This is a genomic window from Vibrio coralliirubri, assembly GCF_024347375.1.
GTDB classification, from domain to species: domain Bacteria; phylum Pseudomonadota; class Gammaproteobacteria; order Enterobacterales; family Vibrionaceae; genus Vibrio; species Vibrio coralliirubri.
The window spans coordinates 108,462-123,814 of sequence record NZ_AP025470.1 but is presented as its reverse complement, the minus strand read 5'-3'; the positions used below and the strand labels follow the sequence as shown (position 1 = coordinate 123,814).

At 44.5% G+C, this 15,353-nt stretch carries 18 protein-coding genes; 4 read left to right on the top strand and 14 right to left on the bottom strand.

Features of this window, described 5'->3' with window-relative positions; translation table 11 throughout:
* Positions 1 to 93: 93 nt before the first annotated feature.
* Positions 94 to 948 carry a 4-hydroxybenzoate octaprenyltransferase gene (ubiA, locus tag OCV20_RS00570; protein WP_086775214.1) on the bottom strand — a complete coding sequence of 285 codons (855 nt, stop codon included), beginning with the start codon at positions 946 to 948 and terminating at the stop codon, positions 94 to 96.
* Positions 949 to 1,491: a chorismate lyase gene (locus OCV20_RS00565; RefSeq protein ID WP_170930220.1), complete on the bottom strand. Its 543-nt coding sequence runs from the start codon at positions 1,489 to 1,491 to the stop codon at positions 949 to 951.
* A 162-nt stretch (positions 1,492 to 1,653) separates the two neighbouring features.
* Here OCV20_RS00565 and OCV20_RS00560 point away from each other — a divergent pair, with 162 nt between their 5' ends.
* Positions 1,654 to 2,061: a flagellar basal body-associated protein FliL gene (locus OCV20_RS00560; RefSeq protein WP_048610748.1), complete on the top strand. Its 408-nt coding sequence runs from the start codon at positions 1,654 to 1,656 to the stop codon at positions 2,059 to 2,061.
* A gap of 66 nt (positions 2,062 to 2,127) precedes the next feature.
* Here the strand turns inward: OCV20_RS00560 and OCV20_RS00555 are convergent, their stop codons facing one another.
* The 7 genes from OCV20_RS00555 to ftsY form a co-directional block, all read right to left on the bottom strand.
* The gene (locus OCV20_RS00555) at positions 2,128 to 3,441 is read right to left on the bottom strand and encodes an IS4 family transposase (RefSeq protein WP_086775497.1); all 1,314 of its coding nucleotides are present in this window, start codon (positions 3,439 to 3,441) and stop codon (positions 2,128 to 2,130) included.
* A gap of 145 nt (positions 3,442 to 3,586) precedes the next feature.
* Positions 3,587 to 4,429: a rhomboid family intramembrane serine protease GlpG gene (glpG, locus tag OCV20_RS00550; protein ID WP_017063770.1), complete on the bottom strand. Its 843-nt coding sequence runs from the start codon at positions 4,427 to 4,429 to the stop codon at positions 3,587 to 3,589.
* A gap of 58 nt (positions 4,430 to 4,487) precedes the next feature.
* The gene (gene glpE, locus OCV20_RS00545) at positions 4,488 to 4,808 is read right to left on the bottom strand and encodes a thiosulfate sulfurtransferase GlpE (RefSeq protein WP_017061039.1); all 321 of its coding nucleotides are present in this window, start codon (positions 4,806 to 4,808) and stop codon (positions 4,488 to 4,490) included.
* Positions 4,809 to 5,248: 440 nt separating this feature from the next.
* Positions 5,249 to 6,106 carry an RNA polymerase sigma factor RpoH gene (gene rpoH / locus OCV20_RS00540; RefSeq protein WP_017055518.1) on the bottom strand — a complete coding sequence of 286 codons (858 nt, stop codon included), beginning with the start codon at positions 6,104 to 6,106 and terminating at the stop codon, positions 5,249 to 5,251.
* 177 nt (positions 6,107 to 6,283) lie between these two features.
* On the bottom strand, positions 6,284 to 7,252 hold the full coding sequence (ftsX, locus tag OCV20_RS00535) for a permease-like cell division protein FtsX (RefSeq protein WP_017061038.1): 969 nt from the start codon (positions 7,250 to 7,252) through the stop codon (positions 6,284 to 6,286).
* On the bottom strand, positions 7,239 to 7,916 hold the full coding sequence (ftsE, locus tag OCV20_RS00530; protein ID WP_086775813.1) for a cell division ATP-binding protein FtsE: 678 nt from the start codon (positions 7,914 to 7,916) through the stop codon (positions 7,239 to 7,241). Before ftsE ends, ftsX begins: the two co-directional genes overlap by 14 nt.
* Positions 7,917 to 7,994: 78 nt before the next feature.
* Positions 7,995 to 9,263, bottom strand: coding sequence for a signal recognition particle-docking protein FtsY (gene ftsY / locus OCV20_RS00525; RefSeq protein ID WP_086775812.1), 1,269 nt, complete (start codon positions 9,261 to 9,263; stop codon positions 7,995 to 7,997).
* Positions 9,264 to 9,493: 230 nt separating this feature from the next.
* Here ftsY and rsmD point away from each other — a divergent pair, with 230 nt between their 5' ends.
* Entirely contained in the window at positions 9,494 to 10,096 is a 603-nt protein-coding gene (gene rsmD, locus OCV20_RS00520; protein WP_086775811.1) for a 16S rRNA (guanine(966)-N(2))-methyltransferase RsmD, read from the top strand.
* Between the two features lie 10 nt (positions 10,097 to 10,106).
* The gene (locus OCV20_RS00515) at positions 10,107 to 10,373 is read left to right on the top strand and encodes a DUF1145 domain-containing protein (protein WP_016784000.1); all 267 of its coding nucleotides are present in this window, start codon (positions 10,107 to 10,109) and stop codon (positions 10,371 to 10,373) included.
* A 117-nt stretch (positions 10,374 to 10,490) separates the two neighbouring features.
* Here the strand turns inward: OCV20_RS00515 and OCV20_RS00510 are convergent, their stop codons facing one another.
* The 4 genes from OCV20_RS00510 to OCV20_RS00495 all read right to left on the bottom strand — a co-directional run bounded on the left by OCV20_RS00510 (position 10,491) and on the right by OCV20_RS00495 (position 13,562).
* On the bottom strand, positions 10,491 to 11,075 hold the full coding sequence (locus OCV20_RS00510) for a YhgN family NAAT transporter (protein WP_017063768.1): 585 nt from the start codon (positions 11,073 to 11,075) through the stop codon (positions 10,491 to 10,493).
* A 238-nt stretch (positions 11,076 to 11,313) separates the two neighbouring features.
* The gene (locus OCV20_RS00505; RefSeq protein ID WP_017061034.1) at positions 11,314 to 11,550 is read right to left on the bottom strand and encodes a YecH family metal-binding protein; all 237 of its coding nucleotides are present in this window, start codon (positions 11,548 to 11,550) and stop codon (positions 11,314 to 11,316) included.
* A 90-nt stretch (positions 11,551 to 11,640) separates the two neighbouring features.
* Positions 11,641 to 12,261 carry a lysoplasmalogenase gene (locus OCV20_RS00500; RefSeq protein WP_048613047.1) on the bottom strand — a complete coding sequence of 207 codons (621 nt, stop codon included), beginning with the start codon at positions 12,259 to 12,261 and terminating at the stop codon, positions 11,641 to 11,643.
* A gap of 926 nt (positions 12,262 to 13,187) precedes the next feature.
* Complete coding sequence (locus OCV20_RS00495) at positions 13,188 to 13,562, bottom strand: hypothetical protein (RefSeq protein WP_004736595.1); 375 nt, start codon at positions 13,560 to 13,562, stop codon at positions 13,188 to 13,190.
* A gap of 244 nt (positions 13,563 to 13,806) precedes the next feature.
* Here OCV20_RS00495 and OCV20_RS00490 point away from each other — a divergent pair, with 244 nt between their 5' ends.
* Entirely contained in the window at positions 13,807 to 14,136 is a 330-nt protein-coding gene (locus tag OCV20_RS00490) for a DUF2500 domain-containing protein (RefSeq protein WP_017061032.1), read from the top strand.
* Between the two features lie 60 nt (positions 14,137 to 14,196).
* Here OCV20_RS00490 and OCV20_RS00485 read toward each other — a convergent pair whose 3' ends face one another.
* Complete coding sequence (locus tag OCV20_RS00485; protein ID WP_017061031.1) at positions 14,197 to 15,210, bottom strand: acyltransferase; 1,014 nt, start codon at positions 15,208 to 15,210, stop codon at positions 14,197 to 14,199.
* Between the last annotated feature and the right edge of the window lie 143 nt (positions 15,211 to 15,353).

The following is a 15,353-nucleotide window of genomic DNA, read 5'->3' as shown; positions in this document are numbered from 1 at the left end:
TGGAGTCTCTTGAATAGCGAGACCGAACACGATCAAAAAAGGCACCCAATGGGTGCCTTTTCTTTAGCATTCGTTAACTCGAAAAGCTGATGCTTACCAGAAGGTAATGAACAAACCCACGGTCACTGCCATTCCAACATAGTTGTTGTTTAGAAAGGCTTGAAAACAAAGGTCTCGATCACGGTGGCGCATCAGATGTTGTTGATACACAAATAAGCTTCCCGCTACCAACAGTGCCCAATAGAAGGTATCTCCTAGTTGGTAATGCATGCCTAACGCAATCAGCATCGCTAGGGTGACGAGTTGCAAAGAGCCAACAATCAGTTTATCGAAGCGACCAAATAAAATAGCCGTCGATTTAATACCAATCTTCAAGTCATCATCTCGGTCAACCATCGCATATTGCGTGTCGTAAGCAATCGTCCACAACGCGTTAATCACGAAGATAAACCACACAATGCTTGGCAGCTCATTGGTTTGTGCCGCCCAAGCCATTGGTATCGCCCAGCTAAACGCTAAGCCAAGAAACAACTGGGGAAGATGGGTAAAACGCTTCATGAAAGGGTAAATGAACGCCAGGCCCACACCAATAAATGAGAGCTTAATGGTCAGTGGATTCATAGTGAGTACCAGCAAGAATGAAACCACGGCTAGCACTAAAAAGAGCAGAATCGCTTCTTTACTGGAAACCAAACCTGAAGGTAATGGACGCTGCTTGGTACGTTTAACATGACCATCTACTTTACGGTCAGCAAAGTCATTGATCACACAGCCAGCTGAACGCATCAACACCACGCCGAGTACGAAAACAACCAAGACATCAAAATCAGGCATACCTTGTGCGGCGATAACCAGTGACCACAAGGTCGGCCAAAGGAGTAACAGGGTACCAATCGGGCGATTCATTCGCGTTAATTGCCAATACGCCTTCGCTTTGGTGGCAAGCATTTACACACTCTCCTTAGAGTAAATGGGTGATGTTGGTAAAAACAGTTCTGCCACAAGCATCGGTTTATGGTTCATCCATAATCGAGAACGACGCGCGAGTAATCGCTCATCGCCTGCAATAACCCAACCGACTTGCAGCGCATCTCGCTCCACGTTCTCAGCACTGAAAACGGTCAATCCAAGCGGGACATTACCTTGTTGAGAAAGGTCAGAGTGCTGATGATCTTCTAGCGTGACTCGGGGAATCAAGGTTCGACCTAACACCCACGGGTCATCATCACCCTTTAAAATCACTTTACGCAGTAAGCAATCAAACGATGATAAAAGATGTTCCTCGTCCTGTTGCAGCATTGAGCGTTCTACAACTTGATTATGAAGCAACTCAACAGACAGGTGCTGACAGCACTTCCCCAACTTGCGGGAAAGAGAACCTTGCTCCATCAGCCACTCTTTGGTGGTTTCATTAGGAAAATCAAATGTTTCTGTACTTTGCCAATCTACATTCATTAACGAATTAAGATACAGCGATATTGGCTGATTCATACTAGTATTCAATAGGTGACTTTACACGTACAATAAAGCTTCAACTTTCGAACAAAATTAAAGCGTTCTTCGAATTGTAAACGTATTTAGATTTAGACCGCTCATTGTAACAAGACTAATGCGTTTCGAATATCGCGAATAAACTAAAGAAAAGTCACAAATATGCACAAACGTTATGTAGCCCAAATATTTCTTGCGATTACCCTACTCTTTTCAGCATCAAGTTTCGCTGAAGAGGAGTCGGCAGCTAAACTCGCCTACTTCACGCTAGAGCCAGACCTGACCACCAATTTTTACACTAAAGGTAAAAAACTGGGCTACATTCAGGTTCGCCTCGACATCATGGTGGCAAATAGTAACGACTTGGCCGCTATTGAGCATCACCAACCACTGATTCGCGATGCGGTGATTGAATTGCTTGGCAAGCAAAACGAAGAAACCATTAAATCTCTATCTGGCCGTGAAGACTTAAGAAAATCCTTAGTTGAACACCTCAACAAGATTTTGCTTCCAGAGACAGGTAAAACCCTGATTGCTGACTTACTGTTTACCAAATACCTTTATCAGTAATGATGTAAAACGAATCCAAATAAAAAAGCGGCTCATCTGGCCTAATGCTTGTAAGTTAAGCATCGTTTAGCGTCTTCTTGGAGGCCTTGTCGCATAGCGACAAGGCCTCTTTTTTACTGCTCTTGGGTAACTTCGTTCTCGCCTCTCAGGTAAAACAAAGCTTTCTGACATATCCAGTATGTAGTTTATTACTTCTGGGATTCGTCCCGGTGCGACCGCTGGTAATAATTGAAGCTGTCCAACAAGGAATAATGAAGCCTGTTTAAAGCCGATTTGATAAGGCATCACTGACTTCTGATGATAGGCCATTTGACACATCATGAACCGCAGTAGATTGTAAGCAACCAGCATTCCCCAAAGCTCTTGATTCACTAACTCTGGCTTTTTGCTTCTTAACGTAAGTTGGTTCTGAAGCATGTATTGCTTCATCTCACGATACCCCAACTCTATTTCCCAACGATGGCTATATAGTTCGGCGATATCAGCACCAGGATATTTCATCGTGTCTATCATTGACGTTAATAGTCGGACTTCTTTTCCTTTAATCGTCTTTGTGATTAAACGAGCTTGGAGAGTTTTGGGGGCATCAACCCACTTCTTTTGAGCTTGAGGTGATAGCTTGAGCTCAACGAGCTCTTGTCCTCGGCCTACCTTCGATAACACAGTGTATTGAGCCCCTTTTCTTAATGGGAGCAGCCAATGTTTTTCATCGCCACTGGTTTGCCATTTATGCAGTAAGCCCAAGGCGTAAAATCCGCGGTCAAAAATAGTTAAGCTGTTTGAGGGAGATTGTTCAATAAGCGGGATCGTAAGGTCGACTTCACTTTTAGATACTGAGTCGAATGAAGCGCTGTTGAGTAAATGACTGGTCAGCTCCATATGGCAGACCATTCTCACTTGAGGGTAGTCAGATATCGTTGTTTTATTGCCTGTTCTACTAAAATGCTCATCATTACTTTTAGTGTCTGGTGTTCTCCACACAACACCATCTACAGCATGAAGTGTTAACCCATGCCAATCGGGATGAGGAGTCTTGCGGTGCCAAAGTCGTTGAGTGTGATTGAACACGGCTTCCATAACGTCGGAACCAAGTCGGTGACGTGCCTGTATGACAGCGCTAGGTGCGACGAATGGCTTCTTACCCGGTAGGAGAATATCAAGTTGCGAGACTACTTTATCCATCGATAAATGACGGTAAAGGGACATCCCTAAAACACTCCAAACCATCATTTCCATTGGTAACCTGCGCTTTCGAATAGTCGCAACCCCAGATTCTTGGAGGCACTGTTCGACGAGTTCCGGGGACAGCAGGTCTGATAACCCTGAGAGCTGTTCTGGAGAGAAGTTATGGACTTGATTAAGGGCTTGTCTAAGAAACATAAAAAATCCGAGTGTTAAAGAAACACTCGGATTTTGACATCCTTGGAGGATCGTTCAACCAGTCTTTTTTACTTAACTGATCGGCATTAGCTCATCTGGCCGCTTTTTTGTCTCTATCGTTTGGCTACTCATTAGAAGAGATGAGTTAGCTTCTTGCCGAGCTTGGTGCTTTCATCGCATCGATAAAGCCAATAATCACACCGGCGGCTAGGCCAGCTAAATGCGCCGTATTGGCGATAGCCATAAATGGCTGCATGTACCCAAGCACCAACCACACCAACATAAAGCCGACAATCTGTCTTGGAATACCTAAACCAAGTTGTGGCGCCTTCGCACCAACCACCCATAAGTAACCAACCAAGGCATACACAACACCAGACAAACCACCGAAGTTCGCCCCTTCAACCCAATACTGCCCAGCGCCTGAAAGCGCAGAAGAGACAGCAAAGATCTGAAGTAGCTTGAGGCTGCCAAGTTTCTTCTCAATGTCTCCACCTAACTGCCACCACCACAAAATATTAAATGCGATGTGCATAACAGAGAAATGTAGAACGGCATGACTCAACCAACGCCACAGCTGCCATTGCTGTCCATCCACCGCTGGGAAATGTAGGGCATTAAAAATAGCTTGGCCAAAACCGATCTGTTGCAGCGCAAAAATCACCACACACACCAACATCAGGCTTAGTGTCACAGGGCCGGCTTTGGCTTTGATCATACCCATAAAGCTTGGCGTGTGATAATGGAAGTTGCTCTTTCTGGTCTCAGCCATGTCCCAAGACGCCGCTTGATAGCGCTTATGATTGGGTTCAGCCAGAAAACGATTCAGCTCAGCTTCGGTTTCAACCTGAAATTGGCCATCAAGAAGCCAAAGAGCAAAACGCCCTTCTCCCTCTGGAGACATCTGAATAGGGATCTGACGAGAGGCCATATAATCAATAAATGCTTGAGCAAGACGTGGATTGTCTAACACCATCAATCTAATCATTGTTACTTCCTATTCATTCTATGAGGGATGCTTGAGGCGGTTCAGGTGATGAAAGTCATTAACCTGCGATCACTGGAAGTTCAGCACGATGCCAAGCTTCGAAACCACCATCAACACTATATACCTCTTCAAAGCCTTGGTTCACTAAATATTGTGCCGCACCTTGGCTACTGATGCCGTGGTAGCACATCACTAAGATAGGTTGTTCGAACTCAACCTCATCCATGAATGACACCATCGTATCGTTAGTCAGGTGGTAGGCTGTTTTTGGGTGAGCAACCGCAAAAGACTGCGGGTCACGTATATCGACAAGTCGAGCTTCGCCTTGTTCGATGAGGGCTTGAGCGCCTTTAACATCGATATGTTTAAACTGGTCCATGACTTTCTCTTTTTATACTGATTTACTTTGCTGCCATTGTAACCTATCCCAAGGCTAACATTCACATCCACTTAATAAGGTTATCCACCAGCGATCACTTTTACACCATTTGTGGATAAATCTGTGAATTGCGTGAATAAAGTGTCTTTTCAAAAATAGATCCACAACATGTAGTAATGATCCTGATCTAACTGTGGGTTAACTGAAACATATCCCCACTCGAAAAACCCCGTCAAAGCCTTACTACACCCTGCTTTTAGACAGCTGACGAATAAACTTCTCACAGAGTTATCCACAAAATCATTTTGCAAATTTCGATCGCAAAAGTTGAGAAATCGATCCAAAACAAAAAGGCCGAGATCTCTCGATCTCGGCCTTTTCAAAATTCAGCTATTTGTTAGCTCTACTAGAAAGTAGAAGCTAATAGAAACTAGATGCTATTAGAAATCACCAACGGCTTGTTTCAATTTCTTCATCGCATTCTTTTCTAACTGGCGAACACGCTCAGCTGAGATACTGTAGGTATCCGCTAAGTCTTGCAGGGTTGCCTTGTTGTCGTCTAACCAACGTGAGCGAACAATGTGTTGGCTACGCTCGTCTAAGCTTGCTAGTGCTAGCCCTAGGCGATTATTGGTGTGTGACTCCCAGTTAGCCGCTTCAACCGTCTCAGCAACGTCTGACGCTTTGTCTTCTAGGTAGTAAACTGGAGCAGTGTAAGCAGAACCACCATCGTCATCGTCCATAGGCGCTTCAAACGTCGCATCTTGTGCTGCTAAGCGAGATTCCATCTCACGAACTTCTGAAGGCTCAACACCCAGTTCACGAGCAACCGTCTCAACTTCACCGTTATTGAACCAACCCAAACGCTTTTTAGACTTACGAAGGTTAAAGAACAGTTTACGCTGTGCCTTAGTAGTCGCAATTTTAACGATACGCCAGTTACGTAGAACGTATTCATGGATTTCAGCTTTGATCCAGTGAACAGCAAACGAGACGAGACGAACACCAACTTCTGGATTGAAGCGCTTAACAGCCTTCATCAAGCCGATGTTACCTTCTTGGACGAGATCAGCCATTGGCAGCCCGTAGCCAGAGTAGCCTCTTGCAACGTGCACCACGAATCGTAGGTGGGAAAGGATCAAGCCTTTCGCAGCGTCGATCTCACCTTTGTAATGTAATCGCTCTGCAAGTCCACGTTCCTCTTCAGGTGTCAGCATTGGGTAGCTGTTCGCTGAGCGGATATAGCTATCTAAACTATCTTGTGTGACTAAAGCCATTTGATACGCTTGGTTTGCCATTCGGTTCCTCATCAATCTCTGATCTGGAGTAATACATCTATTAAAACCCGACAATCTTGAACCTAAAATGAACAGGTTTCAAGGAGGGGGAAGTAATTATGCATAATCAATTCGTCTATACAAGGCAAAAACTGGTTAAGAAGTGCCTATTTTTCGTCTAAATATGACTCTATTCACCTAAACTGGTTCAATTTCTTTTAGGTGACGCTGTGCAGAAAGCTTCGCAGCCACACTACCAAGCAGAGTTCCGACGATCAAAAGCAGTAAAGATTCATCCCAACTCAGGCCAATTAAACGAAAGTGGCTGTCGTATAGCTGAGCCAAGTCATCCACTGCGCTGTTCAGTAATACGGTAATCAATGCCGTCATTACCCAAGCGCTAATCGAACCTAAAACGCCAAACCACATCCCTGCATAAAGGTATGGTCGAAGAATGTAGCTGTCGGTCGCACCAATCAGCTTCATGGTTTGAATCTCTTCTTTATGCGCCAACACATTAAATCGTAGTGTATTGCCGATAATCAGAAATACCGCGCCCAACATCAATACCGTTAAGGTAATCACGATGACAGCTGCTAATGCTTTGATCGCATCTAATCGCGCTAACCAATCTTCGTCTAGGCGAACATCGGTGACTAATTCTTGTTGTTTAACTGTGCCTGCCAGCTCTTTAATTAAGGTATCGCTGTGTACGCTTGGCGTAATCACCAGAACACCTGGCAGTGAGTAATCGTCGAGGATGGTTAGGGCGTCTTCAAAACCAGAATATTGGCTGAGGTCTGCAAGCCCTTGCTGCGGAGAAATGTACTCCACCAGCTCAACTTGATCCCAACTTTCGATTTCATCCTTAAGCACCATTACTCGTGGCTCAGGAATACCATCCTCTACATAAGCACTTATTTGTGACGGGCTAGTGACATCTTGCGCTACTTCACCCACATTTTTACCTAATAGGTACAAACAAGCTGGCATCGCCAACGCCATTGAGATCACCGCAAGGGTCAGCAAGTTGCCTAACGGGCGCTGCCACATTTGCGAGAACGAAGACTTGGCTTGTTTCCAGTGAACAACAAAGAAGCCGTCGCTTGAAGCGCGGTTTGCTGCTCGATTAGATTGAGGTTTTTTGATGCGCTTATTCGCGGCCATAGTCTTCAACCTCACTCAAAAATCCTTGGTTTAATTCAAGATGGCGGTACTGAGGGCGAGTGTTCACTAACCCGATGTCGTGCGTCGCTAGGATGATGGTCACACCTGCGCGGTTGAACTCTTCAAACAAGCGTAATACACGGTTAGATAATTCAGGGTCTAGGTTACCGGTGGGCTCATCGGCTAAAAGCAGAGTTGGACGGTTAACCACGGCGCGAGCAATACCCACGCGTTGTTGTTCACCACCCGAAAGTTGGCTTGGCAAACAACGGGCTTTATCTAATAAACCGGTTTTATCCAACGCAGCACTGACTCGGCGTTTTATTTCGTTTTCAGAAATAGATTCAATACGCATAGGCAGAGCGACGTTATCGAAAATCGAACGGTCCATCAGCAGGCGGTGGTCTTGAAAAACAATCCCAATATTACGGCGTAAGAAAGGGATGTCTTTGGCTTGGATACGAGTGATATCGTGATCGTTGAACCAGACACGTCCATCGGTTGGGCGCTCTATCGCGCAGATCAACTTCAGCAAGGTACTTTTACCAGCCCCAGAGTGCCCACCCAAAAAAGCCATCTCTCCACGTTTCAGGTGAAAGTCCACTTTTTGGAGCGCTTGTCTTCCACCTCGGTAGGCTTTACTCACTTGCTGAAATTTGATCACCGAAAATTCCTCTTACGATCACTAATATCAAATTTAAAAACGGTAGCAGATTAAGGATAAACCACTTTGCTACTCGCGTTACTCTTCGCGGCTAAATAGTGCTTCAATGAAGTCTTTAGATTCAAATGGACGCAGGTCATCAATACCTTCACCCACACCAATGTAGCGGATTGGAATCTGGAACTGGTCAGCAATTGAGAAAATTACACCACCTTTCGCCGTACCATCTAGCTTAGTCAGTGTAATACCCGTAACTGGAGCCACTTCACTGAACAACTTCGCTTGGCTGATAGCGTTCTGACCTGTACCTGCATCGAGCGTTAGCATGATTTCGTGTGGTGCAGAGTCATCAATCTTCTTCATTACACGAACGATCTTGCGTAGCTCTTCCATCAGGTTGCTCTTGTTCTGCAAACGACCTGCCGTATCAGCAATCACAACATCAACGCCACGCGCTTTCGCAGCTTCAATCGCATCGTAGATAACAGACGCACTGTCCGCACCAGTGTGCTGAGCGATAACTGGCACATCGTTACGCTGGCCCCAAACCTGAAGCTGTTCAACGGCTGCAGCACGGAAGGTATCACCCGCTGCTAGCATCACTTTCTTGCCTTCATTTTGGAATTGTTTCGCCAGCTTACCGATCGTAGTTGTCTTACCTACACCGTTCACACCCACCATTAAGATAACGTAAGGTGTTTTAGTGGTATCAACAACCAGTGGCTGTTCCACTTGGCTTAAGATGTCTGCCATCTCTTCTTTGAGCAGACCATAAAGCGCTTCACCATCTTTTAGGTCATTGCGAGATGCTTTTTCTGTCAGGTTTTCAATGATCTTAACCGTGGTATTCATACCCACGTCAGCGATCAGAAGTTGCTCTTCTAGCTCTTCAAACAGGTCTTCATCGATTTGCTTGCCTTTGAACAGACCAAAGAAACCCGCACCGATGTTTGCTTTAGTGCGGCTTAGGCTGCGCTTAAGGCGAGCAAAGAAGCTTTCTGTTGGTTTTTCTTGAACTTCTTCAACCTTGGCTTGCGGAGCAGCCACTTCTTCCTGTTCTGCTTCTGCTTCTGCTTCTGCTTCTGCTTCTGCTTCTGCTTCTGCTTCTGCTTCTGCTTCTGCTGCGACAGGTTGCTGCTCTTGTTGAGCTTCTTCAAGCGCTTGCTCAGGTTCAGTTGGCTTAGATTGTTCAGCTTCAGGCGCGACCTGTTCAGCCTCAACTTGTGATTCAACTTCAGTTTGATCTTCAACGATTTCTACGTTCGCTTCATTCTGAGTTTTAGGGCTTTGTTCTTCTTCACCAAAACCAAGCCACGATAATAATCCGCGCTTCTTTTTTTCCGTCATCAGAGGAGTTTCCTAGATCTACTAATTAGCTGTATTGACTTAATACACGTCGACTCTTTGCTATTGTTATACAATACAAGCTTGTACAAACGAATAGTAAAGAAAAATGACAAAGCAGTGATAAGTTTGCTTTTAGCTTGATACACTTTGTCATTGCAAATTTATTTAATACACGAACCCACTTAAATTGGGCTCGGTATAGTATCACTTTATTAGCGGTCAAAAAATCTATGGTAAGACGTCGCCAGCAAAACACATCACAAAAAAAGCCATCCGGAGGCTTTGTTCGAATTATTAGTGGCTCATGGAGAGGTAGAAAGCTACCTGTTCATGATTTAGAAGGATTACGCCCAACCATTGACCGAGTAAAAGAGACGCTCTTTAACTGGGTGGCTCAAGATATCCCACATTCAACTTGCTTGGATGTATTTGCCGGCTCTGGCGGTCTAGGTTTTGAAGCAGCTTCTCGCCAAGCAAAAATGGTGACACTGCTCGAAATGAATCAAAAGGCAGCCAAACAGCTTTCTGATAACGCGAAAGAGCTCAAAGCAGACAACATCAATGTCGTGAATACTGATGCTATCTCTTTCCTTAAGAAACCGGGCACTCCTTACGATATGGTTTTCCTTGATCCACCATTTCGTCAAGGCTTACTGGTAGAAACAGTACAACTGCTTGAGAGTAATGGTTGGCTTGCAGACAATGCCATCATTTACGTCGAGACCGAGAAAGAACTGAAACTCGAAGCTATGCCAGAGAACTGGGAATTGCATCGCGACAAGACCACCGGACAGTCAAGCTACCGACTGTTCAATCGAATCACTGAAGAATAGGAGTTATTGAATGAAGTTCTTGCTTCCACTAGCAAAAGCAGCCATCGCCTTTGTTTGGTTTATCTTAATCGTAAATATTTTCTACCCGTTCCCGGGTAATGCTGCGATTGCGCTTTATATCATGACAGCATTCTTGTTCTTCATGCACGGCCTGCAGATGCTGATTTTCATCGGTGCATTCGGCGATAAGATCGAGATGTCACGTTGGGAGAAGTGGTCAATATTGATTTTCGGTGTCTTCGCCTTACTCGATATCCGACGCAAACACATGATGTAATCGAGCTTAAGCCCAGACATAAAACGCTTAGCTACAGAAAACATCACGACAGAAACAGTAGAGACAAAAACGCCGCTCATTTGAGCGGCGTTTTTTTATTCAGCAATGATATTGATGTTAGCCCATGTAGCCTTTCACACCATCGAGGAACATTTGCGTCGACAGCATAACCAACAACAAGCCCATCAAGCGTTCGATGGCTTTAAGGCCTCTCTCTCCCAGCACTCGCAGGAAGAAGCCATTAAACATCAGAATAAAGAAGGTAGCACCCCAAGCCAGCATCACTGCTCCTGAAAGCTCTAACATATTGTCAGGGTGCTGTGTCGACAACAGAATCAATGCCGCAATCACTGAAGGGCCAGCAATCATTGGGATCGCCATCGGCACAATAAACGGTTCTTCACCCGCCGCGAGGCCAGTAATACTACCCGCACTTGGGAAAATCATCTTAATCGCGATGATAAACAGAATAATACCGCCAGAGATACTCAAGGTTTCAGGCTGCACGTGCAGGAAGTTCATGATGCTTTGACCAGCAAACAAGAACAACAGCAGGATAACCAGCGCAAACATCAGTTCACGAACAAGAACAATACGGCGACGCTTCGGATCAATATGCTTAAGGATAGAGAGTACGATTGGTAGATTGCCAAGCGGGTCCATAATAAGAAACAGCATGGTTGCTGCAGATAAAATTTCCATAAGTTTGTCTCGAAAAGCGTAAGTGCGCGGAGTATAGCAGCCTCAACATTGATTTTCGAACGCAGTAATAAAAGGATTAACTTATGTAATTAGAAGGGAATTTTGCGAAAGCAAATAGAACAGTAGAAAGGCGCAAAGGAGAAAAGTAAAAAGAGAATTTAAAGAGTGAAGCCGAAACGTCGCATCCACTCTTCTTATCTATAAAAGCCAAAGGCTCTAAAAACCAAGTCACTGGGAATTAGTGGTTACACACACGTTCGCGATTAGTGCAAAGCTTGTCATCAATAACCACGACCTTTTCCATCTTCAGGAAAAACTTCAGCAATCCATCTAAATCCAGGCCATTCAGCTTACAGGTATGAAAACGCGCTTCTGCGCCATAAGTTTGAGCGAGTTCTTGCGTCAACTCTTCACGAGTCAGTGGCTTTTCACTCAGTAGGTTTAAAACGTTGTGTGCATGAATTTCGGTAGTCATAACTCTATCTCATGTTTAATGGACTAGACGTAGAGTACCTACTTTCATCTGAGCTGCCTTGATGTAGCTCAGAGTTAAGTTAGCTCTACCCTAAATGGTCAGGGAAGCAACAATGAGCGCGTGTGCCAGAAAGTAGCTGCCCGTCACCCAAAAGTAGGCACCCTTAATTGGGCTACGATAGAAATTTAGCGCGTACGCCAATGCTGAAAGCAGCAACACGACACAACCCGCAAAACCCACCGCATGCGACAGTTGAGGATCAAGCAACCAGAGCTCACCAGAAGCCCATGCAAGCTGAATAAGCACGATACCCATGATAACCACAGGAAAGACGAGTTTGTCTAAACGAGGCAGAAGTAAGAAAAAAGCAACGACACAAGCCGCCAACAGCAGAGCGAACAACCACCAGACCATTTCTCCTGATAGCTGTAGCCAAAATGCTTTGCTGTAACAGAGCTGAGCCAGCAAGAAGCAAACAAAATGCAGAGGACGTTTTTGAGTAACAGTATGCAAGACATCTGCGATCGCAGAGACCGCCAACCCAGCAACGACCCAATAGGTAAAATCAGCAACGACAGATTGAGTTAAAGCAATGGTCGCCAATAATACATAGGTAAAAACCTTATACGATAAGGCCTGACCGAGATGTCCATGTTTCGTTCCTGCTATTGCTCCGATACCAGACAAGGAAACCGCCAACCAACTCCACATACCATTTGCCCTATTGCTTTAAATCGTCGCCAGTCTAGGCACACGAGTGTTGATGTAAAGCCTCAGCCCCTCAAAATTGGATCTTGATTACGCTTCCACTAAAAAGAGTCTCTTTAGATTGAAGTCGTAACAATTACCACCATGACAATGGCCATTCGTTTAAAACTAGAACGAATCAACATAAAACCCATTCAAACTGGCATTAGAGTCGCCATACTTGAATTTTGGCCAATTCTAACCTATCGGCCCCACCAAAACCGGCCTAATTCCGTCAAATACCACACTTAAAAAATTAAAATAACCACATTTAAAACAAACAATAACAATAACTTAAATGAAAAACTCAAGATTAATAGGAAAATAAAAACGCCAACCAAGCCTAGACATGTAAAGTAGCCAGTTTTCTTTTTTAACGCCCAGTTTTGTCAGGTTATTTCAAGCCTCCGGTAAAAACCGCCACAAAAACCAAGCCGAAAACTTAAAAAACCAACCAAAAACAGCCTAGCCACCACCAACCCCTATTAATACAGTTTAACAACCTTTAACAATATAAATTACACAAAACAACCATTACAAAACAACAAGTTAAATAAAATTAGAACAAACATAAATCACAACGAACAAATTAAGAACACACCATAAAACACAGTTAAACACTGTCAAACAAGCCAAAAACTCATAGTTTTCTACTACTTTTAAAGCTTTCGAAAGTAATTCTTGATCTAAAGCCATAAGTAGTGCTATTCTTTAAAACATAGCGAGAGACAACCAAATTTAGGAGTAGTGTTATGATTTCATCTTCGCAAAGACAAGGACTTGTAATGATCGCGGTAGTTGTAGGTCTAATGACACTACCGATGATGTACTAAGCAAGTTACAGATAAAAAAAGGGACGCCATGAGCGTCCCTTTTTTTGTTCAATTTTTTCACTTCGAAAACAGATGCAGTGTTAGCACATCCCAGTTCGCATAATAGAAACCTGCGGCAGCTAAAGTCATTGCCATCATCAGTAAGATCGCAACTCGCCAGATAAAACGACCACTACGTGGAGTCAGCTCCTTCTCACAGTCGTTACACATCATGATGAACTTATGTTGATCTTCCAACTTAGCCTCATGTTCATTGACTACCTTATTACGACACGTTGCGATATAGCGCAGCTTGCTCACCATATCGTGCGGTAGCCTTTCTTCACAGCTTGTTACAAGCTCATGCAATCCTTCGCCTTCGGCATGATATTGAAGCCTCAATAATTTCTCTATATTGCGAGTTCTTGTCACCACTTTTTCAATATCGGTCATCTTGGCCCTCCCACTCCACACTATAATTCTAGTCGAGCATTTCCCTATTCTTATACAAAATCACTGTTATTTACGAGAGAAAGAGACAATAAATAACAATGCTTTATCCCAAACTGGCCATTAAATGTGATGTCTGCCGAAAAATAATCAGCTTGGCTTACAACAGTTCACGAATAACGGCTTTAAACACATATCCCTATGGCCTGAAAGACTAGAATAACCATCACGACTACATGGAGGTTATATGCCTAATTCACTCTTTTTTGCCATCTTTGCACTCGCTGCTCTAGCGGCTTGGGTATTTATTGGTTTCTATCGAAAACACTCGCAAGGTGAAAATGCGCCAGAGAAGAAAGTGAATGTCACTGTGTTAGACAAACAATCCATCGACCTTCCTGACGCAGAACCTGGCCAAGAAGATCAAGAGTACTGGATTTACGTTCAACGTGGTGTGGTTGGTCCGAAGCGAGAATTCCAAGTCGGCATCCACTACTTCCACGCCCTGAACCCTGGCGACAAAGGAACCTTAACCTACCAAGGCGATAAGTTCTTACACTTTGCGTTGAAGCGCTAAACGTCAGCCGCTTCAACTGTCTCCCCTAAGTAATCCATCAGAAAGCCTTAGCACTCACCGCTAAGGCAATAACCAACGCGTTTTCTCTGACTTAGACACCAACCAGCTCATCCATAACGCGCCAGCTCCACTGATCACAATCCATAATGGAATAACCCATGCCGGATGTCCTTGGTACCAACCAAACTCTTTCATCGGCCACAAGAAAATCGGGTGCAGCAGGTAAATACCTAAGCTGTGCTTACTGATAAAGCCAACCACTTGGTTACTCTTCTCAGAAAGGCCTTCACCATAGTAACGGCATACCATGAACACCATGCTCGCGGCTAATACGGTATTCAACGTTTTGTAAGATAACCAGCGCCCTACCGTGTACTCTTCTGCCACCAAGCTTGCATCAACCACCATGTAAACCGTGGTTAGTAACGCTAGCCCACCCAGTAAAACACTCACGCCAACTGTCATCTTGTTAAGTGGCACAATCTTATACAGCAAGTAACCCAATGGTAAGTAACCGGTGTACAACCACAATTCGTGGCTCCAAGGGCCATCGATTTTCAGTAAGAACAATAACGTTGTGAACAGCCATACCGCTGTAAAGGCATAGACCGATCTATCACCGTACTTTCTAACCATGATCTGCAAGAACGGAATCACAAAGTAGAGCGGGATGAAGTAATAGAAGAAACCAAGGTGGTAATAGGTGTAATGATGGTAGCTATTCAGCAACACATCCCAACTGACGTCGGCATCAAAACCCATTGCCGACCAACCCGACAGATAGGTATAGAAAAGCGACCAGACAATGAAAGGTATCAGCACCTTGCCCAGACGACGCTTGAGGTAGTATTTGGCGTCAAACGGGCGCTGATCACTGAGCATCAGTGCGCCGGTAATCAAGATGAACACAGGTACTGCCCAGCGGCTGAAACCGTTTACCGTAATGGCAGTAAGCCATTCACCGAAAGGAATAGTGCCCAATTCATTGCGATAAGGCGCCAAAACATGAATCGCGATAACCGCTACGGCCGCGACACATCGTGCTAAATCAAAAAAGAGAATTCGCTGCTTCATGTAAATGCCTGATTAATATTCAATCATTCTACTATAGCAATAAAAAAGCTGACCGGAATAAATACCAAGTCAGCTTAGTGTTAAAGGAGATGCTTATCGCGAATTTAGCTCATACGACGCTAGCTTATGCGACTTTGGCTCTC